Below are 22,176 nucleotides of genomic sequence, written 5' to 3'. Positions count from 1 at the left end.
AGATCGATTTTATAATTTCACATCAATTGACCACAAAAAAAGAAGCAAACGCTCATTTGTTTGCTTCTTTTAATTTCATTATTCTTCCATGGAACGAAGAGCTTTGGTCAATAATTTCTTCAATTCTTCTTTATCGTGCTTTTCCATATTGTAGAAAAGGCGGTCATTGACGATCTCTTCTTCGCTTCCATTACAAATTTTATGCGAGATTTGCATAAACAAGCCAGTTAAGCTATCGGCTGGCACTTTGTCGCGTAAGCATTTCTTTTCTTCAGCCATTGTTTATTCCTCCAATTTCTATTTCCATTATAGAATTGTTATAGGGGAAAAAATACAAATATGCTCACACGCCTGGCGTGATCTTCAAGACCCAATAGCCCTTTTTACTATCGACCTTCTCTACTTCGCAGCCTTGTTCTTCAAAATGCTTGATCGCACTTTGCGCCCCATGACTTTTGCGGATCACGATCCAAAGATGTCCGCCTTGCTCTAGATGCGAAAGGGCAGAATCCAAGAGCGCATACATCGGCTTTTTTCCGATTCGGATCGGCGGATTGCATACGATACATGCGTATTCTCCGGTATCGACTCGATCTTTCAAGAAAAATTCGCCCTCAAAATGATGCGATCCCATATTTTCTTTCGCTAAAGAAAGCGCTCTGTCGTTGACATCAATCAACGTCATTTTTGTATCCCAAAATGATTTTAGAACGATTGAAACGACACCGATCCCGCACCCGAGATCCAAACAATTTTTTGGCGGCTCCTGCTCCTTCAATACGTTCTCTAAAAGAAGGCGGGTCCCTTCATCGAGCTTGTCTTTCGAAAAGACCCCCAAATTCGAGTGCAGAGAAAAGGATCGATCCATTAGGTCAAAGTGGATCTCGAAAGGACGATCTTCCACCTCGGATTGGTCCGTAAAATAATGCGCCATTATGCCCGTTCTGCTTCTTTCTGGATCGAAGCGGCATCGATACCGAACTTATGATAAAGCTCGTCTGGCTTTCCGCTTTCGCCAAACACGTCCGGAATACCTAAGCGCGTGAGTTTTGCCTTTCCGCCACTTTCAGCCATAACTTCCGCCACCGCTGAACCTAGGCCACCTGTCACAAGGTGATCCTCGACCGTAATGATCCTATCGTATGTGTTTGCTAAGTTTTGGATCAAATCCCGATCGATCGGAGCGATCGTATGAATATTGACAACTGTTGGCTTCTTTGCCATCGCTTCATACGCTTTCAAGCATTCCTGCACGGTGCTGCCGCTTCCGATTAAGGCGATCTTGTTGTCTTCGCCCTCTTTTAAAACGACCCCTTTGCCTAGCTCGAATGTATAATTTTCATCGTTGACTTCTTCAACGCCGCTTCTTCCTAAACGAACATAATAAGGCCCATCTAGATACGCGATCTGTTTAATGGCTTGTTTGGCTTCTTGATAATCGCAAGGAACGATCACCCGCATATTCGGTATGGAACGCATCAAAGAAATATCCTCGATACATTGATGGCTCGCTCCATCTTCCCCGACGCTCACGCCCGCATGGGAAGCGCAGATCTTGACATTCAGCGCCGGGTAGCAGATCGAGTTGCGGATCTGTTCATAGGCTCTTCCTGTCGCAAACATCGCAAACGTGCTCGCGAAAGCGATCTTGCCACTTGCCGCAAGACCCGCCGCGACAGCCATCATATTTCCTTCGGCGATTCCCATATCAAAGTGGCGTTCTGGAGCGACCTTGTCGGCTTCCGCCCCTTTTGTGCTGCCGGCTAGATCGGCGTCTAAGGCAACAATATTGATATCGTCCTTCATCAGCTCTTTTAAAGCGTCTCCATAAGCGACGCGGGTCGCGATCTTTGCCATATTAGTTTGCCTCCAATTCTTTGAGTGCTTGCTCTTTATCTTGATCTTTTGGTGCGACTCCATGCCAATTGACTTTGTTTTCCATGAAGGAGACACCTTTTCCTTTGATCGTTTTCGCGATGATGACCGTTGGTTTGCCTTTGTTTTCTCTCGCTTTGGCAAACGCTGAACGGATCGCGTCGAAATCATGACCGTCGATATCAATCGTATAGCAATTGAATGCTTTGAATTTATCGGTCAGCGGGTAAATGCTCATGACATCTTTGACGTGTCCATCGATCTGTAGGTCGTTGTTGTCGACAAGAATGCAAAGATTGTCGAGTCCATAATGGGCAGCGGACATGATCGCTTCCCACACTTCACCTTCCTGGCATTCTCCATCGCCTAAAAGCGTATAGATCCGATGCGTGTTTCCGTCAAGTTTATTGGCGAGCGCCATACCCACGGCTGCCGAGACACCTTGACCTAAAGATCCAGTCGACATGTCGACCCCCTTTAGATAACGCATGCTTGGGTGTCCTTGAAGGGGAGAACCCATTTTACGAAAAGTAATCAAAAGTTCAGGATCTAAAAGTCCTTTTTCTGCTAATACACCATATAGAGCTGGACTGGCATGCCCTTTGCTGAGGACAAAACGGTCACGATCCAATGTGCCGACATTTTCTTCATTTATATCCATTTCTTCGAAATAGAGGCTTGTCAACAGATCTGCGGCTCCTAAGCTTCCACCAGGATGGCCGCTTTGCGCAGCATGTGTTTCGAGAATAATATCCTTGCGGACTTGATTGGCATGCCTTTCTAGTTCTGAATTTTGCATATATTTCTCCTTCATTCGTTATACGCCTTTAGTGTACCACTATTCCAAAAGACAAGAAAGACCGACAATTGTCGGTCTGTTTTTATTTTTTGCTTTTTTCTACCGGATTATCGACCACAAAGATCTGTCCGCCTAAGGCTGGAACATTGATTTCGATCATGTATGGGAAATTATTGCGCGATAATCGAAGCGCCTTTACGGCTTGAGGCGTTTCGTCGATCAGCGTTCCATTGTATTTGCTCCATTGGCTGTTGAGGATCTCGCGATAGATCCCTTTATGCGGTACACCAAATTGCGCTTTATATGGGTTAGTCGAGAAGTTCAAGATCGTGATAAACGTTTTGTCTTTGCTTTTGCGCATGAACGAGAATAAGTTTCTCGAAGCGTCATCCGCGTTGATCCATTGGAAATTTGTTGGATCATAGCCAAAATAGTACGCGTCGTTATCCGCATAAATACCCGTCAGGTCTTCAAAGAATTTTTCGAAAGCCGCATGCATCGGATATTCAAGCAAGAACCAATCCGTTCCTTTTTGCTCATCCCATTCGCGAAACATACCGATCTCGTTGCCCATGAAGTTCAATTTTTTACCTGGATGCGTAAACATGTATGTATATAGGGCGCGGGCCTGGGCGAATTTATCTTCGTAGCTTCCCCACATCTTGTCGACGATCGTCGCTTTTCCATGAACGACTTCATCGTGCGAGAATGGCAAGATAAATTTTTCTGAATAGAAATACGCCATCGAGAACGTGATATCGTTATGATGGTATTGGCGATAGATCGGATCCATCTTCAAATACTTGAGTGTGTCGTTCATCCAGCCTAGATCCCACTTGTAATCGAAACCTAAGCCGCCATCCAATGTCGATTTGGTCACATTCGGGAAGTCGGTCGAATCTTCCGCAATCAGCATGATCTTTCCTTTGTATTCTTGCTTGAGGGTGAAATTCATCCGCTTCATGAAATTGCAGGCGCCCTCGTTCATTCCGCGCTCCTTATTGCCTTTCCAATAGATCGCATTCGAGATCGCGTCCGCTCGAAGGCCGTCAAAATGATAGACATCCAGCCAATAGTTGGCAGCCGACATCAAGAACGAGCGCACCTCTTCTTTCCATAAGTCAAAGTTCGCCGTTCCCCATTCTGAATTGGCGTCGTCAGGATTTGGATATTCGTACAAAGGAGTTCCATCAAAGCGAGCAAGCGCGAAGTTGTCCTTCACGAAATGGACAGGGACAAAGTCCATGATGATCCCGATTCCCGCGTTGTGCAGCCGATTGACAAATTCCATAAGATCTTGGTTCGTGCCATAACGAGAAGTCGTCGAAAAATAACCCGTGCATTGATAGCCCCAAGATCCATCGAATGGATATTCGCACAAAGGCATGACTTCGACATGCGAAAAATGATTTTTATGGCATTCCTCGATCAAGTCATCTACGATATCAAGATAATTTACAAAATCGTTCGGACCCATTTCAGGATCCCGTTTCCAAGAGCCTACATGGATCTCATAAATGCTGATCGGATCGTCGAATCCGACCGTTCTTTGATCCATCCATTTTTGATCGGTCCAGCCATCAAAGCTCAGATCCGCGATGATCGAAGCCGTTTGAGGGCGTTTTTCCGAGTAGAACGCATAAGGGTCGATCTTATCGACAATATCTCCCGTAACTTGGGTCACACGATATTTATAAGAATCTCCAGGTGCCGCCTCTTTGACTGTCGCTGTCCAGATTCCCGTTTCGTCATCTTTCTTCATTGGATCCGCTTCAGGATCCCAATCGTTGAATGAGCCAATGACTGATATCTTTTGCGCATGAGGAGCCCATAATGTAAACTCCACTCCTTTTTTTACCGGATGCGCGCCAAAGATCGTATAGGCTTTAATTTCGCGTCCCTCAAAAAAGGCTTGTGTCTTCTTTTTGTCCATTCCAATATTTGCCGCTCAAAATCAAGCGGTACTCCTTTCCATTGTTTTCTCATTTGTCTTTTATAAACATATTTTATACTTAAACAGGTAAAATAAAAAGTGCAACCAAAAAAAATTGAACACTGTTCAGTCTTCGTTGGCTTTCTTGAAATCCTCTAAAATCATTTTCAATTCCTCTAAAGAGGTCACCTTCGATAAATGCTCTTTGTACGCGTGAGAATTTGGAAGCCCTTTGAAATACCATGTCGCGATCCCCCGCATTTCCTGGATCCCTACTTTTTCTCCTTTTAGCGCGCAAAGATCTGTAGCATGCCGAAAACAGATCTCTAACCGTTCTTGGAGCGATGGTTCTTTCTTTTTCCCTTCAAAAGATGCCGTGATCTCTTGAATCAAGAACGGATTCCCGATGATTCCTCTTCCGATCATCACCGCATCGCAGCCTGTTTCTTCTAACATTCGATAATAGTCTTCGACCGTTTTCACATCCCCGTTTCCGATCACAGGAATCGAGACCGCTTCTTTGACTTTCTTGATCCATGACCAGTCTGCTTTTCCTTCATACATTTGTGAGCGTGTACGTCCATGCACACAGATCGCACTTACACCCGCTTCTTCCATGGCTTTCGCCATTTCGACACAGTTGATATGATCGACATCGAATCCGATCCGCATTTTTACGGTGACTGGTTTATGGACGGCCCGTACAATGGCGGAAACGATTTTTTTCGCGTACTCGACATCTTTCATCATAAAGCTGCCGGCTTTCGCCTTGATCACCTTCGTGACTGGACAGCCCATATTGAAGTCGATGATATCGCAATCCGTTTGCGTATCTAAAAACCGAGCCGCTAGAACAAGTGTATCTTCATCATGCCCAAAAATCTGAAAGCTGACAGGATGATCGGATGGATCGGTTTGAAGCATCGCCAACGTCTTTTTTGAATCGTAATAAAGCGCTTTATCCGAGACCATCTCATTGCAGGTCATGCCCGCACCAAAATCGTGAGCGATCTTCCGAAACGCAAGATTGCTCACGCCCGCTAGTGGCGCGGTGATGATCGGATTTTTTAAGGTGACGTTTCCGATCTTAAGCATTCATTCTTTCGAGGATCGCTTCGAGTTCTTCTTTGCTGAATTGATATTTCTCATTGCAAAAATTACACGTGATCTCGCATCCGCCATCTTCGTCGATCATCTTCTGGATGTCTTCTTTTGGCAGTGTCATCAAGATTTCTTGCGACCTTTCCTTCGAACAAGAACAAGAGAAGCAGATCTCTCTTGTCTCGACGATCTTGACATCCTCGAATAGATCCTTGGCCAATTGAGAGAGCTCGACATCGTCATATTCTTGGATGATCGTCGACATAGGCTTCAAACCTTCCAAGACGTGTTCGCAGATGCTAATGTCGGTATCGCTCGCATCAGGCATCATTTGAATGATCAATCCACCTGCGCTCAACACATTTCCGTCGGTTCCGATCAATACACCGACAGAAACAGCGGTCGGTGTTTGTTCTGAAACAGTAAAGTAATAGGCGAAATCGTCGCCGATCTCTCCTGATTGAAGCTCAACGGTCCCCTTGAAATTTTGTTCCATGTTCAAATCTTTTGTGACAGAAAGATATCCGTCTTTTCCTACCACGGCGCCTACATCGAGCTTTCCATTTTTAAAAGCGTCCTTGACTTGCGGATCCGAAACAAATCCGCGCACGTTTCCGTTCGCGTAAGCGTCGACCACAATGCTGCCGATCGGCCCATGGCCATTGATATTGATCGTGAGCATTTCTTGGTCGCTTTTGAGCATGCTTCCCATCATCGAAGCGATGGATAAAGTTCTTCCTAAAGCCGCGGTGGCGGTCGGGTTCATATCAAATCTTTCTTTTGCTTCTTGGACCATATGAGTCGTGCGATCGATATAAATACGCACATGACCATCTAAGGCGAGTGCCTTCACTAATTCATCTTTCATAGGTTCCTCCTTATATCCTCTTTTTCTTTCATTATGGGCGTTTCCTATGTTTTTTACACATGCTTTGCATTTAAAAAGGCGCTGATGGGCGCCTTTTATCTAGTCTTCCTTCTTTTTTGTCAATTCATTCTTCGCGGCGTCAAGCTCTTCTTCGCTGGCTTTCGAAGGAAGCTTTGGTGGCGTGTTTTCTTCCAGTTCCGCTTCGACTTCCTTTGTTTCGATCGCTGGCGCGTTCGGATCCGTGATTTGGCCAAATTTCATTAAATTGGTGATTTCTTCATTGGTCAAAGTCTCATATTCAAACAAGCTATGCGCGATCAGATCGAGAAGGGCGCGATTTTCCGTCAAGATCCGATGACATTCCGTGTGGCATTGGTCGACGATCTTACGAACTTCTTTGTCGATCTCTTCCGCCACACCTACCGAATAGTTACCGCCTTGCGTGTAATCTCTTCCTAAGAAGACATTGCCTTGCGGATTAGCGTATTGGATCGGGCCTAAAGAGGACATTCCAAAGACGCGGACCATGTTTTTCGCGATATCCGTGAGTTTTTCAATATCGTTGACAGCGCCGGCGCTGATCTCGCCAAAGACGATCTCCTCCGCTGTACGGCCTCCAAGAAGTCCTGTGATCTGTGCTAAATATTCCGATTTACGATGGAAATACTTTTCTTCGCGCGGGGTCATCAAGTTATATCCGCCCGCTTCTCCGCGAGGGATGATCGTGACTTTTTGGACCATATCGGCATCTTCTAAGCGAAGACCGATCACCGCATGGCCTGCTTCATGATAAGAAACGAGCCATTTGTCTTTTTCGGTGTATTTTTTGCTTTTTTTCGCAGGACCCATCATCACGCGGTCGATCGCCTCATCAAGGTCGGCCATCGTGATGACCTTTTCCTTGTTGCGGACCGCTAAGATCGCGCCCTCATTCAAGACGTTGGCAAGATCGGCTCCCGAAAAACCAGGCGTGCGCTTGGCAAGATTATCAAGCTCGACATCGCTTGCCAAATGCTTGTTGCGGGCATGAACTTCAAGGATCTGCTGACGGCCGCGGATATCTGGCAAATTGACCGTGACTTGACGATCAAAACGTCCGCTTCTTAGCAACGCAGGGTCAAGGACATCGGGACGGTTCGTGGCCGCGATGATCACGATCCCGTTGTTATCGACCATACCATCCATTTCTACGAGCAGCTGGTTGAGCGTTTGTTCCCGTTCATCGTTTCCGCCACCCATACCAGCGCCCCTTTGACGGCCGACCGCGTCGATCTCGTCGATAAAGATGATGCATGGAGCCGCTTTTTGAGCCGTTTTAAACATATCGCGGACACGGCTTGCGCCAGTTCCGACAAACATTTCCACGAAATCCGAACCAGACACGGAGAAAAAAGGAACATTCGCTTCTCCAGCGACCGCTTTGGCTAAAAGCGTCTTCCCGGTTCCTGGAGGGCCGACCATCAAGATCCCCTTCGGGATGTGGGCGCCCATATCGGTAAATTTCTTTGGCGAACGCAAGTAGTCGATGATTTCTTTGACTTCTTCTTTTTCTTCATCGCACCCCGCGACATCTTTGAAGCGGACTTTGACATCCGTTTCCATGCGGGCTTTGTTTTTGGAGAATTCGAACGCTTTGTTGCTGCCTCCGCCTCCCATTTTCGTGAACATGAAATAGAAGAAAACGCCAATCAAAAGGAATGGGATCAATTGTCCTAAAACATTGAGCCAAACGCTCCCTTGATTGGGATCTTCAATGCTGATCTGTCCTCCATTTGCTTCTAGCGTTTTCGTGAGCCACGTTAAGTTTTCTTCCGTGTTAGGAACCAATACGCTAAAAGCTGTTGAATTTTTGCTGGATTGACTTGGATCGGTATAGACCCCTTCGACATCGATCACATTCGAAGAGATCGTGAGCGACGAGTTTCCAAATTCCGCTGTTTTGGCTAGATTTTGGAATTCAGAATAATTCATATGACGCAAAGAACCTTGAGAGCTGTAGGCGATCAAGGAAACGATGATGCTGATGATGAAAATCGTAGGAAGATAGTTAAGCCACTTCTTCATTCATTCCCCCCCTATTCGTAAATTTCTCGTTTAAGAATTCCAATATATGGCAAATTTCTATATTTTTGGTTGTAGTCGAGCCCATAGCCGACCACAAATTCATTGGGTACTTCAAATCCAATATAATCCGCATGGATATCGACCACTCGGCGCGATGGTTTATCGAGCAAAGCGACGATCTTGACATTGGTCGCTCCTTTATTGATGAACATCTTCTTGACTTCAGAAAGAGTACGCCCCGTATCGACGATATCTTCGACAAGCAAGATCGCTCTTTCTTTACTGGAAAGATCCATATCTTTATCGATCTTGACATCCCCGATCGACTCGGTCCCATCATAACTGCTGACAGACATAAAATCGATCTCGCAAGGGAATGTGAAGCGCTTGATCAATTCGGCCATAAATGGAACGCTGCCGCGCAAAAGGCCTACGACGATCGGCACTTCCCCTTCTTTGTTGTAGTCATCTTCTATTTGTTTGGCGAGCTCTACGCATCGCTTTTCGATTTGTTCTTCTGTAAGTAAAACAGTTTCGATATCTTGACTGATCATGTTGAATTGTGTTCTCCTCTTAAACTATATCCGTAATTGTAACATAAAGGTATTTGGTTGGATAGAAAAATGTGAAACATCACAACCTAAGCCTGGCACGAAGATCACGCGTCCGGAAGCGTTTTCAAGAACGTACCAATCTTTGCGCAACAAGCGCGAGATCTTATGGTCGATCCAAAAGCGCTGCAGCGTTTTCGTACCGAAACGCATTTCTATGCGATCCTTCGTTTTGCCCGGGCGAAAGCGGAGCGGAAAGTCCTGGCTCTTCAAATCCACGCCTTCGATCGTGGCTCCTTTATTATGAGCGAGATATCGGAAATTTCCCAACTCTAATGATTCAAATTTTTTAAAAGCCGCAAGATCGTTCCATACAATACAAACGGGCTCGCTTTTTTTTCGGACGATCAATCGATCGTTCCATCTCTCGACTTCGTGGCTCTCTAGATCGATCACGCAAGGATGCATGAACTGTTGAGAAAGCGAGCGTAAATGCGCCTTTGAAAGATGACGATGGAGCCAAGGGGATAAATAGAGATCGAGGGCGAGCCAGCCATCCTCTTTAGAAAGCATAGAAACGATTCCGTTTTGTTCGATTTGATCGCGAAGTTTTCTTTGCCAAGCTTTCCAGTTTTTGTTTTTTTGATCGATCTCTTTTTTGAGCGCCCGCTTTTCGTTTGAACTCATTCTTTCGATTTGATGATGCCGGATCTTATTGCGAGTATAGTGATCGCTCAGATTGCTTTCGTCGATCCCATACGCTATAGCGTGACGAATACAATACGCTTCCAGCTCTTTTTTCTCAAAACCCAACAAAGGACGAAATATCGTATATGTCTTTCGTTCGACACGATCGGCAAGGCCATACGTGTCGCAAAGCATGTTTCTTTGGACTTGAAACAAGTACGTCTCCAATAAATCATCGAGATGGTGCGCCACGTATAGGGCGTGGATATGCTCTTGTTTCAAGATCGATTCAAAAAACGCATACCTCTCTTCTCTTGCCCACGCTTGAAAATTTTTAGTCGGCTGAGAAGTTGGAACATGGACAAAACACGGAATTTGGTAGCGAGCGCAATACGCTTTTACGATTTCTTCATCCCGATTGGCGCTCTTCCTTTTTTGATAATTGACATGGGCGACGACGATTTGAAATCCCTCTTTTCGCATCCGATCCAGAAGAGCCATGGAATCGGGGCCGCCAGAACAAGCCACTACGATTTTTTCACTCATGTATATAGTATAGTCGTAAGGCAACAATCGTGCAAAGCGCTCTTGGAATCGGTATAGTGAGGGTATGAGTAGTCTTCCTTATGTATTGATTTCCTTACTGATCCCGATCATGATCACGGTATTTGGATCCATCTTAAAAAATCATCCTCCCGCCTATCGAAACCAGCTCTTTGGCTATCGTTCGATCCGTTCGATGCAGAACAAAAAGAATTGGGAAATGGCACAAAAGCTTGCTGGAACTCTTTGGTGGAAAATGGGATGGATCGATTTAGTGATCTGTTTGATCGTCCAATTTTTGCTCACGCTCACCCATAACGCGCTCGTGATCATTTATGGAACGTTCGCATTGATGGTCTTGCAGCTCGTTCCTTTGATCGTGACTTTCGTCCTCGTAGAAAGGAAGCTGAAACAAAATGGTTCATAATAAGAGAAAACAGCGCTTCATTTTAGATATGAAAAAAATATATATCATTACAGTAAGTCTTGTCCGAGAGCTTGTCCATACATTCGAGCGATAAGTTCGCTCCAATCAAAAATAAAAGAGAAAACATCACTTGTCTTCTCCTTTATTTTTGATTTTTTTTGTCCATACTCGTTTGATCCGATGCCATAAGCCAAGAAGCGGATGAAATTTCTCCGAGATCATCGCCGACTTTTCAATGAACAGCTCGACAAAGAACAGAAGAGCGAGCATCGTAAAAAAGCCAAGGTTTCGATTGATCATATAAACATAGGCGCTCAAGCCAAACAGCGCCGTAAATCCGCACATGATGATCACTGTATTGCGATGGCCAAACTGCTTCATCAATAAATGGTGCAGGTGGCTTTTATCCGCTTGCGAAAACTTCATTCCTTTGAGGGTCCGTCTCAAGATCGCGGAAAGCGTATCGATGATCGGGATGATCAGCAACAAGATCGGCAAAGCGAGCGTCAAGATCGTGCTCGATTTAAATCCGACGATCGAGATCGCCGAAATCATCGACCCTAGAAACAAAGAGCCGCAATCTCCCATGAAGATACTGGCAGGATGTGAATTATAGATCAAAAAGCCAAACGTGCTTCCGGCTAGGATAAAGGCGAGCGAGACGATATCCGGTCTTCTTTCGATCAAGGCGATGCACCCGATCACGACTAATATGATCACGCTCATGCCTCCAGAAAGCCCATCGAGCCCATCGATCAAATTGACCGCGTTGGTGATCCCCGCGATCCAGATGATCGTAAACAAAAACGAGATCAATCCAAAATCGATTGTCAAACCAAAGGGCAGACGGATCCGGTCCACCTGCACTCCGTAATAAATCAAGACAAGCGCCGCGACCACTTCAAAGAATAGCTTGACAGGAGGTTTGATGTCGATCAGATCGTCGACCAAGCCGGTAAAGAACATGATCGATCCACCTAGAATGATGCCTGTGATCGCGCGGTCCGCCTTCATATAGATCGCCATGCTGATCATAAACGATAAATAGATCGCGACCCCACCGATCCTAGAAATCTTACCATGGTGAACGGTCCGATGATTTTCTTTTGCGTATGTTTGAGCCGGGATCGAGTATTGTTTGACTAAAGGCGTCAAAACAAGAGAGATCAAAAAAGGCACCAATAAATAAGCGGATTCAATCACAAAAAATTCTCCTTTATGAGCTTGAGCATATCATATTCGGGATCGTTTGAACAAAAGATCGGACATTGCAGCTGTTCTTGCAGCCGAGAGGACAATGAGTATAAATTGGCGGATCCGCCCGTCAATTCGATTCCTTTTTGCGCGATTTGCGCTTTCGCCGGTAAAGAAAGCGTATCAAAAAGCGATTTAGCCCATAGGATGATTTGTTTTTCGACCTCATCAACGCTTGGCCATAGATCCGAAGAAAGGATCGAAAACGAGACGAATCGCTGATAGCGGTCCATACCGATTCCGTGTAGCGGACTTGGAAGCTTTCTTTGGAACGAAATATTCGCTTCTTCCTTGAGGCGTTTTGCTTCTTCTTGCGAGATCAAGCAATTCTTTTTGTGGGCGATCGCTTGCTGGATATTTTCATCCACTTGTTTGCCCGCAAAAGGGATCGATTTATAGATTTGACATTTTCCATGAATGAAGATCGCCATTTCGCATAACGAATGGCCAGCATGGATCAAAAAATGAGTGCCTCCTCTTTTTTCGTAAAGCTCGATCAAATTCACGAACCGCACTTTTTTGATTCCTAGATTCAATAAGATCTCCGTCCATTTCTCTTTTTCTTTTTCCCCTAAAGAAAAAGGAGCGTAAACGATCAAGCTTGGCTTGAGTAGATGCTCATGTACATTGGCTTTTTGAAAGGCGTTCTGAAGAAGTCCGCTGACTTCATGCAAGATCCGTCCATCCTCAAGAGGATAGGTGATGCGCCGATGAATATTAGGATGAAGGATAGACTGGAGCGCCTCGTTTCCATAGGCGATCACTCGTCCATCTTCTTCTAAATAACATGTTGGAAATCGGATCAGCAGATCTTCTTTGGGATCGTAGAGGCGGAGCATGGAAGCGCCTGCTTCTAATACATACCATCTCTCGAACATATCACATTCCCAATCCATTCATGATCGTAAGCTCTAAGATCGCCTGCGCGCTCAAATAGCCCATGATCAGCGACAACAAAAATAGCATCACGATCACTTTGCCTGGCTGTCTGACTTTCATGATCTTTTCAAACTGGATCGCGGAACACGCGTAGAAACTGATCCCGAAACAAACGAAAAATACGATCAATTTAATGATGGCATATGACATAATAGCCCCCTTTCTACGATCCGACTTGTACGATTTCTACGAATTCATAATAGGGCTCCAGCTGCTTTTTCGCATATTCGAGCACTTCTTCATCGACGCTGAAGCCCATGATCGTCGAACCCGAACCCGACATCATCGCTTGCACGATCCCTTCTCCATACATGTCGTCCTTGATTTGTTCTAAAACCGGCAGAAGCTCTTGGCTTGGACTTTCTAAGGCGTTGGCCATCGTCGTGAACAAAAGCTCCGCGTTTTCTTTTTCGAGCGCTCTTTGGACAAGATCGACATCGTATTGCACTCGATTTGATCGATCCCACATTTTGAAGGCTTCTGGCGTTGAGACACCTTCTTTGGGCTTTACGAGCAAGATCGAAAACTTCCAATCGCTTTGGATCGGCTGGATCACTTCCCCAAAGCCTTGTACCCTCGCCCAGCGACTAAAAAGGCAAAACGGAACGTCCGCTCCCACTTTTTTGCCAATCTCGATCAGCTGTTCGGTATCAAGACAGAGCATTTCCATCTCGTTGATCGCGTGCATGACACATGCCGCATCCGCGCTTCCCCCTCCAAGACCGGCTTGCGAGGGGATGTTTTTATGGATCCGGATCGAATAATGTGTCGAAAATCCAGCCGCTTGGCGCATGAGTTCGACCGCTTTTTGGACGGTGTTGTGCTTTGGAATTTCCATTCCGACAAAAACGATCTCATCTTGTCCTTGATCGCTTGGTTCGATCTCGATCTCGTCATAGAGCGAGATAGGAGCCATGATCATATCGAGATCATGATATCCATTTTCAAGAACGCCTTTAATGTTCAGCGCGATGTTGATTTTGGCTGGCGCGTATCGTTTCATAATTTTCCTCATATAATCGTATAAAATCTTCTAATTTGAGCTGCTGGGCCCGTATAGAAGGATCGATGTTCGCTTTTTCAAGCATTTGTTTAACTTGTTCTTTGTCTGGAAGCCACGCTTGCAAGTTATTATATAGCGTCTTGCGACGTTGGACGAAGCAAGCTTTGACCATTTGAAAAAAGAGCGGCTCGTCTTGGACTTGATAGGTCGAATGAAACCGGAATTGCAGCACCATCGAATCGACATTCGGCTTTGGCCAAAAGACGTGGCGGGACACGTCCATGACTTTTTTGATCGAACAGCGATATTGGCTGATCACGCTTAACGCGTTGTAGGCTTTCTCATTGTCTTTGGCAAGAAAGCGTTCTCCCACTTCTTTTTGCATCATCACGGTGATCGAATCGATGTGCACTTTCGCTTCAAAAAGCTTGAATAAGATCGGGGTGGTGATGTAGTAAGGCAAATTGGAAACAAAATCGACACGCTGCCCTTCTTGGCGACGTTCTTCGATGATCGAATCGATATCGGCCTCTAGAAAATCTTGCATGATGAGTTCAAGGTGCTCGAAGCCGATTTCCTGTTCAAGCACGCGCGGAAGTCTTTCATCGATTTCAAAAGCGATCACATGGTCGCTTTTCTCGCATAAAAACTGGGTGAGCGCTCCAATTCCAGGACCTACTTCGATCACGAGGTCGCTTGGATCTTGGATGGCTGCATCGGCGATCTTCTCGACAATTTTCGGTTCGATGATGAAGTTCTGTCCAAATGATTTTTTCGTATAGACTCCATATTTTTCTTGAATCTCTCTTGTTTTGCGGACTGTCGCGATAGCATCCTTCATGATTGCTCCTCCTTCAAGATCTGGGCGAGTTTGGCTGGATCGATATTCATCGCCCGCAAGCGTTTAAAACACGTTTTGGCATTGCAAATCCCGATCCCAACTTCTTGGCACACTTTATTTCTTTTTTCTTTATTTCCGACAAGTCCAAAATCGATAAATTCTTCCCAGCTCAAAGACGGATCGGTATTTGTGAAGCTGACGCAACGTTCTAAAGAGTTCCACAAATCACTCATGCTGGCGTGCTCGATGCCGACTTTTTTGCTTGTCTTCGCTTTCTCTTTTTCAATAAACGCGTGTTTGGCTTGTGGTACACGCTGTTGTATGGTACGCCGAATATATTCTCCTGGCGAGTCTGGATCGGTAAAGACGATGATCCCTCTTGTCTTTTGGGCTGCCTCGATCCGCTCTAAGATCTCAGGGTCCAGCGATTTTCCATGCGTCTCGATCGTATCGCATTCAAAATATTGCTGGAGGCGCTGGGTATCGTGTTTTCCTTCCACGACAATGATTTCTTTGATCTTGCGTTTCATAGACGCTCTCCTTGCGAGAATCCTTCTCCATGAACGGAATGGACGTTGTTGACGATAAAAAACGCTTGCGGATCGATCGCGTTGACGATCTGTTCAAGCTGCGGATATTGATGTTGGGTAATGACACACATGACCACTGGTCTTTTTTTGTCATGATAGCCACCTTTCGCGTCCAAAAGCGTGACCCCTCTTCCGACATGGTCCATCAAAGCGGAACGGATCGTATCCCACTTTTCGGAGATGATCATCACGTTCATGGCCGCTTGGGTCCCGAGCATGATCATGCGATTGATCGCCACTCCAGAGACGACAACCGAGACGATCCCGATCAAAGCGGGCTGCAAACCATACGTATACAATCCTAAAAGAACGGTGAGGGTATCGATGATCATCACCGCGTCTCCTTCTTTGATGCGGATATATTTATGCATGATCAAAGCGGGAATATCCATGCCTCCTGTGCTAGCGTCCACTTTAAACACCAATCCGACGCCGATCCCCATGAATAAGCCAGAATAGAGCGAAGCAAGAAGGGGCTCCATCAAAAACGTTCCTTCCGGAAAAAAAGCGGTGGCGATCCATGAAAAAGTCGTGACGAGCATTGGATAGATGATCGTCGATACGATCGTTCGCATCGCGAAGCGCTTCCCTAAAAAAATGGCGCCCACAATAAAAAGGCCAATCGTCAAGAAATCAATGACATATACGGGTTTGATATGGATCAAAGGTTCTAAAGCGACCGCTACGCCGGCGACCCCGCCTGTCAAAATGTTGTTGGGCAAGATCAAAAACGAAACAGCTGCCGCCAATATACAATTTCCTAAAAGAATGAATATGATTTGTTTGAAGAGATCTTTTTTTGTTTCCATAAAGCTATCCTTATCTTTTGAAATTATAACACTGCTTCTCTTTTTATGAAATCATCCAACTTAGAGCGTGATAAAATGAGTAAAAAAGAAAGGACCTAGCATGACTTTACACAACGAAGCAAAACGGCTAATAGCCTGCTAGAAACGAAAGCGGCTTGCCTTTATACGGGCATATATCCGGAATGGATAAGTCCTTTAGAAAGAGAACAAAGTAAAACTTCTCTTGATTTATGACATAAATAAAGTCACAAATTATGCTAGAATACCTACATGAAAGGAGCAATCTATGATTCGAATTCCTGATCATTCGACAATCTTGGCCCCAACATCTTTGCATCTTCCTTTATATGAGCAAATCGCTGCTCAAAAAGGAAATTGTTTAAATATTCGGATCTATTCCTTAGAGACCTACTTGCAGACGCTCTTTGAGCAAGACAAAGAGAACAAGCTCTCTATCTTGATGAAATATCAAAGAGCGCTCTCTTCTTTAGATCCTAAAAACACGTTTTATCATTCCCGAAATGATTTTGACTTTTTGAACGCTTGCCTTCAATTTTTATCATTGGCTTCCTTATTGGACGTTAGCGATTTTCCAAACCAGAGCCAGAAAGAAAAAGACTTGTATACGATCCTTTCTTTATTAAAGAAGATCCCTCTTTTTTCTCCGACTCTCAAACAAGCAAAAGCGCTCGATCTCGATTTTTCGAACCTCTATATTTTAGAAGGCGAAAAAGATATCGGATCCTTGTTTTGGACGGATCATTTTCTGTCGAAAGGCGCCCACTTGCTCAAAGGCGAGCAAAAAGAGGCTCCTCAATATTTCAGCTGCGCCAACACGCGCAAAGAGATCGAAGTGCTGGCGGAACTTTTTTTGAGCAAAAAGGTGGATATCGAAAATAGTCTAATCGCCCTCGCTCAAGAAAGCGATCTTGAAGTGTTCTCGCAGATCTTTGATGCGCATCACATTCCGTATACGCCACTCAAGCGTCCTTTGCTTTCTACGATCAAAAACGAGTTTATCGCCGTTTTAAAATATTTGCATACCAAGAACAACGAAACGTTTCTCGCTTTGATCCAGACTTTGTTTCCGGATGCTTCCAAAGCACTCGTTGACTACGAGCGCCAGTTTCCGGATGTCGACTTGCTTTTGATCGAATACGAGGATAACGCATTGATCTCGCAAGAAGAGTTTATCCGCTGGCAGCAGCTCGAGCTTGAAGCTAAAAAATTTCAGCGCGCCCACCAATTCATCGATACATGGTCTTTAGAGGATATGGAATCGATCTGCACTTTGATCCAGTCGCTCCATCCAGATCCTAGCGAAGATGATCTAGCGATGTTCGATGCGATCGTGCAGGATCTCGCCTCTGTTCTTGAGGACCTTAAAGATCAAGAAGACCTATCGCTCTTCATTCAATATCTGGAGAAAAAGACATTCAATAAAAATGCCGATACGCTCAAAGGCGTCTTGGTCGGCGGAAGGAAAGAGATGAGCGGTTTGAGTAAGACAACGATCCTCGTAGGTGCTCACGCCTTGCTTTTTCCATCCCTTCAAGTGTATGGAGGGATCTTTGACGAGAGCTACTTGCAGAACACGGGCTTTCCTTCTTTGAAAGATCGGCTGCAGATGCAGCGAAAGAACATCTTTGGCACGCTGGATTCTCTCGATTCTTTGATCGTCTTGATCCCTCAATCGGATTATCATGGCAAATCGCTGGAGTCTTCGAGCGAACTCGATGCGTGGATGAAAAAAAGACCGACTTTCCAGGCGATCTTAGATCCTTATGGAGGCTCGCTGCCGCGCTTCGCTCTTGCGCAAGGGCAAGCCGCTTCGCTCTTTTTTAAAAACAACAGCTTCTCGTCGAATTATTCAAAGATCCAGACTTTTAACCGGTGTCCTTTGCGTCATTATTTACGTTATGGACTGCAAATCAAAAAAGCGTACAAAAAAGATGGGATCCAGCTTGATCGCGATCTCGTTTCAAGGATCTTGCAAAAAGCTCGCCTCTATAAAAGTGAGCGGTTCCAAACGATCGATCATGAAGCGATCCGTCAAATCATTCAAGAAGAGTTTTCTTTCGCGATGAAAGTATTCTGGACGAAGAAAAAGCGCTTCGAAACACTGATCGATGAATTCAGCATGGAAATGCTCTCCTTGATCCAAGTACTCGATTTATTCGAGGACAAATTGCATCTTTCTTTATTGAATAAGGAATATGAAGTGCATCAAAACTTTTCTTGGGACAATGTGAATGTTGAAATGAAAGGCGCGATCGATGGTTTTGATTCCAAATCGCTTTCTTTGATCGTGCAAGATCCAAATTTGATCGAAGCGGGTATTGGCGACCACGAAGGCGGACTAGGGGTCTATGATCTATCTTTACAGCCAAAAGCCGAAAAACAAAACGCGTATGCGGTCAATTATCGGACAAGTCAGCCAAGCGCCTCGCCGATCTTGAATAAGCAATTCGAAGCCAAAGTGCTCGATGAGCGCTTTATCAAAGGCTGGAAAGTCCAAGATCTTCCTGGCGGCATCCAAGACGAGCTTCTTCTTGAAGTCAAAAAGAAAGTTCCGACATTCCAAGAAAAAGAACAAGGGATTCAGGAAAAACTCGAGCAGGTCCTCACGAGTTTGAAAGCCGGCGAGATCTTGCCAGTCCACGAAGAAGGGGCGTGTACGCGCTGTCCATATAAAGCGATCTGCCGCAATGGAGCGATCCGAAAAGAGAAAGGAGCGGAGCCTGCATGATCCATTATTCTTCCCAACAACAAAAAACGATTGATTCCAGAAACAAGAATGTCGTCGTTTCCGCTAGTGCTGGTTCGGGAAAAACTTCCGTTTTGGTCGAGAGGCTATGCCGACTCGTGATCGATGATCAGATCCCGATCAACGAGATCTTGGCGATGACATTCACGGACGATGCGGCCAACGAAATGAAAGCTCGTCTGAAGCATCGTCTTTCAAGCTTAGAGCCTACGCCCTATATTCTCGATCAGCTCGCTTTGTTGGAGACAGCCGATATTTCCACGATCGACAGCTTTTGCTATAAGATCGTGCAGCGATACTATTACCAGATTCCGATTCCTTACGCGATGGCTTTGCATGTAGACAACGGATCGCTTCGCTCGCAAGCTTTCGAGCTGGCTTATGAGAGAGCGCTCATTTCTTTGGAGGGCGAACGCATCGCGGCGATGAATCGTTACTTTGCCGCGTTTAATGTGTCTTCGGAAACCTTGTTTAAAGCGATCAACCGTTTTTTAGAGATGGCCAACGCCAAAGCGGATCCAAAAGGCTGGATCGAGTCGTGCAAGCAAGAGCATGCAGATGTCAAAAAGTGGTTTTTGACTTTTTTCCAGGAGCGAGTCGAGACGATGATCTCGATCGTTCAAGAGATGCTCGATGAACTTGATGAAATGGAGTTTTCGAAAATCAAGACGTATGAATCGAACAAAGAGCTTTTCGAACAAAAGGCGTTGTATTTAAAACGCTGCCAAGATGATCTTGCGCAAGAGGAGTATGATCGTTTCGCTCGTGATTTTATCGCCTATATTGATACGACAAAGCGTTTTCCAAGCACGGTCAATAAAAAAAGTTTTGCGAATATCAAAAAAGAGTTCCAAAGCATGGAAAGCGCGATCACAGAAAACTTATTTGATCTACGCCAATTTCAGGCCGATCAAGAAAGGACGCAGCCGATCTTAGAGACATGGTGCGATCTTTCGATCTTATTGATGGACTATTTCCAAGAAGAAAAAGAGCGTCTGCAGATCCTCGATTTTTCGGATATGGAGCATTTTGCCTATCGGCTGCTTTGTATTCCGACGATCCAAGAACAAGTGAAAAATCAATTCAAGACGATCTTGATCGACGAATTCCAGGACACTAATGAATTGCAGGAAAGCATCATCCAGCAGATCGCTTCCAAAAACAATGTGTTCCGGGTCGGGGACATCAAGCAATCAATCTATGGATTCCGCCAAGCGGATCCTTCGATCATGATCCATCATATGGAAAAGGAAGACGAAAACAACGAGACGCTCGTCATGTCGGAAAACTATCGTTCCACCAAGACGCTCATCGACTTCAACAACACATTTTATGAGAAGATCATGAATTTGTCGTTTTTAGATTCGCGCTTTCTGCCTTCGGATCGGGCGATGCCGGGAACTTCAAAACAAGAAAGTTCTCCTCAATATCCTGTCCGCTTTCTTTTCAGCCAATATGAGCCATGGGCGATCGAACATGAAAACCAGAAAAGAGAAGCGAAAAAATTGCATCGGGCCCATCGGGTCGATTTGATCGCCAACGATATTTTAAAACATCATCAAGCGGGAGTCCCATATCGGTCGATGTGTATCTTAACGCGTACGCATGGCACTCACCAAGCGCTCAAGGATGGCTTGGAAGCCTATGGGATCCCTGTTCTTGCAGAGATCGATCATGGCTTTTATACAAATCAGGCGGTCCAGATCATTCTTTCGTGTCTGCAGATCATTCAAGATCCAAATCAAGATATTCCGCTCATGGCCGCTTTATGCTCGCCGATCGGTCAAGTCGATCAAGCGACGCTTTCTAAGATCATGATCGAAAACGACGCTCCTGTCTCTTTATTTTCGAAAGTGCGGAATGAATCGTTCATGAAAGAGCTCAATGCGATCTTTCAGTGGAAAAAAGAGCCTGTCGCCACGATCGTGCGAAAGCTTTATAATTTTCACAATTATTATTATTTATTCACGAATGGTCAAGATAAAACGAATCTCGATCTTTTGTTGGAGAGGGCGAGCCAATATGCAAACCCTTATGATTTAAATGGATTTATCGAGCTGATCCTACAGGAGGCCGATCTCGATAAGACCGCGGAAGCGTTTCCGTATGGCAAAGAAGAAGATGTCGTCAAGATCAAGACGATGCACCATTCAAAAGGGCTGCAATTTCCGATCGTTTATTTATTGTCGGATCATGAGCGGCGCGATATGGAGGCTTCGAGTCCGATCTTGCTGGATGATCATCTTGGTGTGTCGTTGCGCAGCCTGAATGATAAGGGCAATGTCTATCGGCCAAGTCTTTCTTCGATCGCTTTCAAGACTAAAAAATTTCATAAAGAGATCGAGGAAGAGATGCGAATCTTATATGTAGCGACGACTCGAGCGGAGGAGGAGCTTGTCATCGTTGATGCGATCAAGAGTTTGGACGACTATCGGTATCCATTAAATACGCGGGCGTTGCTTCAAAACCAAAACTATACGGGATGGCTCCTGCACACGTTTTTGACGGAGCCATCTTCTCTTTTCGAGCTTGAAGAGGTCGAAGAGCTGTATGAGCGAAAAATCGTGCAACGCAAATTCATGAAAAATATTCCGTTCCAGATTTTTGATCAAAAGGTGCGTTCAGTCGAATCGATGACGGCTTCTGGATCTAAAAAACAGCCACAGTGGTCGCCTGTCCGTATGCGTATCAATGATCGTCTCAAGCGCGGGACCATGCTTCATGAGCTGGTGGCCACTCTTCCTTTCCCTTATCAAAAAGATGTTTTAGAAACGAAGCTGACGAATCAAGAAGATATTCAGCAGATCTTAGCGCTGAATGCGAATCCTGAATATGTTGGTTGGATGGAGAGAAAGCATATTTTCGAGTGTCCTTATACGGTGAAAAAGGGCAACGAACTCATTCATGGTTTTATGGATCTTGTCGTTTTTGAGGATAAACGGACGATCATTCTCGATTTCAAGAGCGATTATGTGAACGATGAAAAAGAGCTCGTTTCGATGTATCAAAAACAATTGATGATCTATAAAGAGGCGATGGAGCTCATCGAGCCAAACCGAACGATCGTCACGTATATTTATTCGTTCTACTTGAAAAAGCTCATTCAAATTGCTTGCTAAATGTGT

General features: G+C 45.1%; 20 protein-coding genes. 3 read left to right on the top strand and 17 right to left on the bottom strand.

Annotated elements, in window-relative coordinates:
* Positions 1-78 precede the first annotated feature (78 nt).
* The 10 genes from BO225_RS02225 to tilS form a co-directional block, all read right to left on the bottom strand.
* Positions 79-279, bottom strand: coding sequence for a hypothetical protein (locus BO225_RS02225; RefSeq protein WP_076340645.1), 201 nt, complete (start codon positions 277-279; stop codon positions 79-81).
* 64 nt (positions 280-343) lie between these two features.
* Entirely contained in the window at positions 344-934 is a 591-nt protein-coding gene (locus tag BO225_RS02220; protein ID WP_076340644.1) for a class I SAM-dependent methyltransferase, read from the bottom strand.
* Positions 934-1,857, bottom strand: coding sequence for a transketolase family protein (locus tag BO225_RS02215; protein WP_076340643.1), 924 nt, complete (start codon positions 1,855-1,857; stop codon positions 934-936). The genes BO225_RS02220 and BO225_RS02215 overlap by 1 nt, the downstream gene beginning before the upstream one ends.
* A gap of 1 nt (position 1,858) precedes the next feature.
* On the bottom strand, positions 1,859-2,674 hold the full coding sequence (locus BO225_RS02210) for a transketolase (RefSeq protein ID WP_076340642.1): 816 nt from the start codon (positions 2,672-2,674) through the stop codon (positions 1,859-1,861).
* Between the two features lie 82 nt (positions 2,675-2,756).
* Positions 2,757-4,607, bottom strand: a complete 1,851-nt coding sequence (gene glgB / locus BO225_RS02205; RefSeq protein WP_076340641.1) for a 1,4-alpha-glucan branching protein GlgB — start codon at positions 4,605-4,607, stop codon at positions 2,757-2,759.
* 126 nt (positions 4,608-4,733) lie between these two features.
* Positions 4,734-5,702: a tRNA dihydrouridine synthase DusB gene (dusB, locus tag BO225_RS02200; RefSeq protein WP_076340640.1), complete on the bottom strand. Its 969-nt coding sequence runs from the start codon at positions 5,700-5,702 to the stop codon at positions 4,734-4,736.
* A complete protein-coding gene (hslO, locus tag BO225_RS02195; RefSeq protein WP_076340639.1) occupies positions 5,695-6,576 on the bottom strand; it encodes an Hsp33 family molecular chaperone HslO in 882 nt (293 codons plus the stop codon). Before hslO ends, dusB begins: the two co-directional genes overlap by 8 nt.
* A 99-nt stretch (positions 6,577-6,675) precedes the next feature.
* The gene (gene ftsH / locus BO225_RS02190) at positions 6,676-8,640 is read right to left on the bottom strand and encodes an ATP-dependent zinc metalloprotease FtsH (protein WP_076340638.1); all 1,965 of its coding nucleotides are present in this window, start codon (positions 8,638-8,640) and stop codon (positions 6,676-6,678) included.
* 11 nt (positions 8,641-8,651) lie between these two features.
* Positions 8,652-9,194: a hypoxanthine phosphoribosyltransferase gene (hpt, locus tag BO225_RS02185; RefSeq protein ID WP_083632045.1), complete on the bottom strand. Its 543-nt coding sequence runs from the start codon at positions 9,192-9,194 to the stop codon at positions 8,652-8,654.
* A gap of 24 nt (positions 9,195-9,218) precedes the next feature.
* Complete coding sequence (gene tilS / locus BO225_RS02180; protein ID WP_076340709.1) at positions 9,219-10,424, bottom strand: tRNA lysidine(34) synthetase TilS; 1,206 nt, start codon at positions 10,422-10,424, stop codon at positions 9,219-9,221.
* A gap of 64 nt (positions 10,425-10,488) precedes the next feature.
* Between tilS and BO225_RS02175 the strand changes: the two genes are divergently transcribed.
* Positions 10,489-10,848, top strand: coding sequence for an SdpI family protein (locus BO225_RS02175; RefSeq protein ID WP_076340637.1), 360 nt, complete (start codon positions 10,489-10,491; stop codon positions 10,846-10,848).
* Between the two features lie 126 nt (positions 10,849-10,974).
* Here the strand turns inward: BO225_RS02175 and BO225_RS02170 are convergent, their stop codons facing one another.
* Genes BO225_RS02170 through BO225_RS02140 form a run of 7 tightly spaced genes read right to left on the bottom strand, consistent with a single transcriptional unit; the run spans position 10,975 to position 16,284 of the window.
* The gene (locus BO225_RS02170; RefSeq protein ID WP_076340636.1) at positions 10,975-12,051 is read right to left on the bottom strand and encodes a glycosyltransferase family 4 protein; all 1,077 of its coding nucleotides are present in this window, start codon (positions 12,049-12,051) and stop codon (positions 10,975-10,977) included.
* Complete coding sequence (locus BO225_RS02165; RefSeq protein ID WP_076340635.1) at positions 12,048-12,980, bottom strand: rod shape-determining protein; 933 nt, start codon at positions 12,978-12,980, stop codon at positions 12,048-12,050. The genes BO225_RS02170 and BO225_RS02165 overlap by 4 nt, the downstream gene beginning before the upstream one ends.
* Before the next feature lies 1 nt (position 12,981).
* A complete protein-coding gene (locus BO225_RS02160; protein ID WP_076340634.1) occupies positions 12,982-13,191 on the bottom strand; it encodes a DUF1146 domain-containing protein in 210 nt (69 codons plus the stop codon).
* 13 nt (positions 13,192-13,204) lie between these two features.
* Positions 13,205-14,044 (bottom strand): 4-(cytidine 5'-diphospho)-2-C-methyl-D-erythritol kinase, encoded by an 840-nt coding sequence (gene ispE / locus BO225_RS02155; RefSeq protein ID WP_076340633.1) that lies wholly within the window; start codon positions 14,042-14,044, stop codon positions 13,205-13,207.
* Complete coding sequence (gene rsmA / locus BO225_RS02150) at positions 13,998-14,885, bottom strand: 16S rRNA (adenine(1518)-N(6)/adenine(1519)-N(6))-dimethyltransferase RsmA (RefSeq protein ID WP_076340632.1); 888 nt, start codon at positions 14,883-14,885, stop codon at positions 13,998-14,000. Before rsmA ends, ispE begins: the two co-directional genes overlap by 47 nt.
* Positions 14,882-15,415, bottom strand: a complete 534-nt coding sequence (gene rnmV / locus BO225_RS02145; protein WP_076340631.1) for a ribonuclease M5 — start codon at positions 15,413-15,415, stop codon at positions 14,882-14,884. Before rnmV ends, rsmA begins: the two co-directional genes overlap by 4 nt.
* Positions 15,412-16,284: a YitT family protein gene (locus BO225_RS02140; protein ID WP_076340630.1), complete on the bottom strand. Its 873-nt coding sequence runs from the start codon at positions 16,282-16,284 to the stop codon at positions 15,412-15,414. Before BO225_RS02140 ends, rnmV begins: the two co-directional genes overlap by 4 nt.
* 286 nt (positions 16,285-16,570) lie before the next feature.
* Here BO225_RS02140 and BO225_RS02135 point away from each other — a divergent pair, with 286 nt between their 5' ends.
* Entirely contained in the window at positions 16,571-19,033 is a 2,463-nt protein-coding gene (locus BO225_RS02135; protein ID WP_076340629.1) for a PD-(D/E)XK nuclease family protein, read from the top strand.
* Positions 19,030-22,170, top strand: a complete 3,141-nt coding sequence (locus BO225_RS02130; RefSeq protein ID WP_076340628.1) for a UvrD-helicase domain-containing protein — start codon at positions 19,030-19,032, stop codon at positions 22,168-22,170. Before BO225_RS02135 ends, BO225_RS02130 begins: the two co-directional genes overlap by 4 nt.
* The last annotated feature ends 6 nt before the right edge of the window (positions 22,171-22,176 follow it).

Source organism: Dubosiella newyorkensis, from assembly GCF_001945605.1.
GTDB classification, from domain to species: Bacteria; Bacillota_I; Bacilli_A; order Erysipelotrichales; family Erysipelotrichaceae; genus Dubosiella; species Dubosiella newyorkensis.
The sequence above is the reverse complement of the archived record's forward strand: the minus strand, read 5'-3'. Positions and strand labels throughout refer to the sequence as shown.

Bases quoted from the DNA above. Each gene is read 5' to 3' on its own strand.
- tilS (WP_076340709.1), bottom strand. From the start codon at position 10,424: ATGAGTGAAAAAATCGTAGTGGCTTGTTCTGGCGGCCCCGATTCCATG.
- BO225_RS02220 (WP_076340644.1), bottom strand. From the start codon at position 934: ATGGCGCATTATTTTACGGACCAATCCGAGGTGGAAGATCGTCCTTTC.
- glgB (WP_076340641.1), bottom strand. From the start codon at position 4,607: ATGGACAAAAAGAAGACACAAGCCTTTTTTGAGGGACGCGAAATTAAA.
- BO225_RS02175 (WP_076340637.1), top strand. From the start codon at position 10,489: ATGAGTAGTCTTCCTTATGTATTGATTTCCTTACTGATCCCGATCATG.
- BO225_RS02225 (WP_076340645.1), bottom strand. From the start codon at position 279: ATGGCTGAAGAAAAGAAATGCTTACGCGACAAAGTGCCAGCCGATAGC.
- ftsH (WP_076340638.1), bottom strand. From the start codon at position 8,640: ATGAAGAAGTGGCTTAACTATCTTCCTACGATTTTCATCATCAGCATC.
- rnmV (WP_076340631.1), bottom strand. From the start codon at position 15,415: ATGAAACGCAAGATCAAAGAAATCATTGTCGTGGAAGGAAAACACGAT.
- ispE (WP_076340633.1), bottom strand. From the start codon at position 14,044: ATGAAACGATACGCGCCAGCCAAAATCAACATCGCGCTGAACATTAAA.
- BO225_RS02160 (WP_076340634.1), bottom strand. From the start codon at position 13,191: ATGTCATATGCCATCATTAAATTGATCGTATTTTTCGTTTGTTTCGGG.
- hslO (WP_076340639.1), bottom strand. From the start codon at position 6,576: ATGAAAGATGAATTAGTGAAGGCACTCGCCTTAGATGGTCATGTGCGT.
- dusB (WP_076340640.1), bottom strand. From the start codon at position 5,702: ATGCTTAAGATCGGAAACGTCACCTTAAAAAATCCGATCATCACCGCG.
- hpt (WP_083632045.1), bottom strand. From the start codon at position 9,194: ATGATCAGTCAAGATATCGAAACTGTTTTACTTACAGAAGAACAAATC.
- rsmA (WP_076340632.1), bottom strand. From the start codon at position 14,885: ATGAAGGATGCTATCGCGACAGTCCGCAAAACAAGAGAGATTCAAGAA.
- BO225_RS02165 (WP_076340635.1), bottom strand. From the start codon at position 12,980: ATGTTCGAGAGATGGTATGTATTAGAAGCAGGCGCTTCCATGCTCCGC.
- BO225_RS02130 (WP_076340628.1), top strand. From the start codon at position 19,030: ATGATCCATTATTCTTCCCAACAACAAAAAACGATTGATTCCAGAAAC.
- BO225_RS02140 (WP_076340630.1), bottom strand. From the start codon at position 16,284: ATGGAAACAAAAAAAGATCTCTTCAAACAAATCATATTCATTCTTTTA.
- BO225_RS02135 (WP_076340629.1), top strand. From the start codon at position 16,571: ATGATTCGAATTCCTGATCATTCGACAATCTTGGCCCCAACATCTTTG.
- BO225_RS02215 (WP_076340643.1), bottom strand. From the start codon at position 1,857: ATGGCAAAGATCGCGACCCGCGTCGCTTATGGAGACGCTTTAAAAGAG.
- BO225_RS02210 (WP_076340642.1), bottom strand. From the start codon at position 2,674: ATGCAAAATTCAGAACTAGAAAGGCATGCCAATCAAGTCCGCAAGGAT.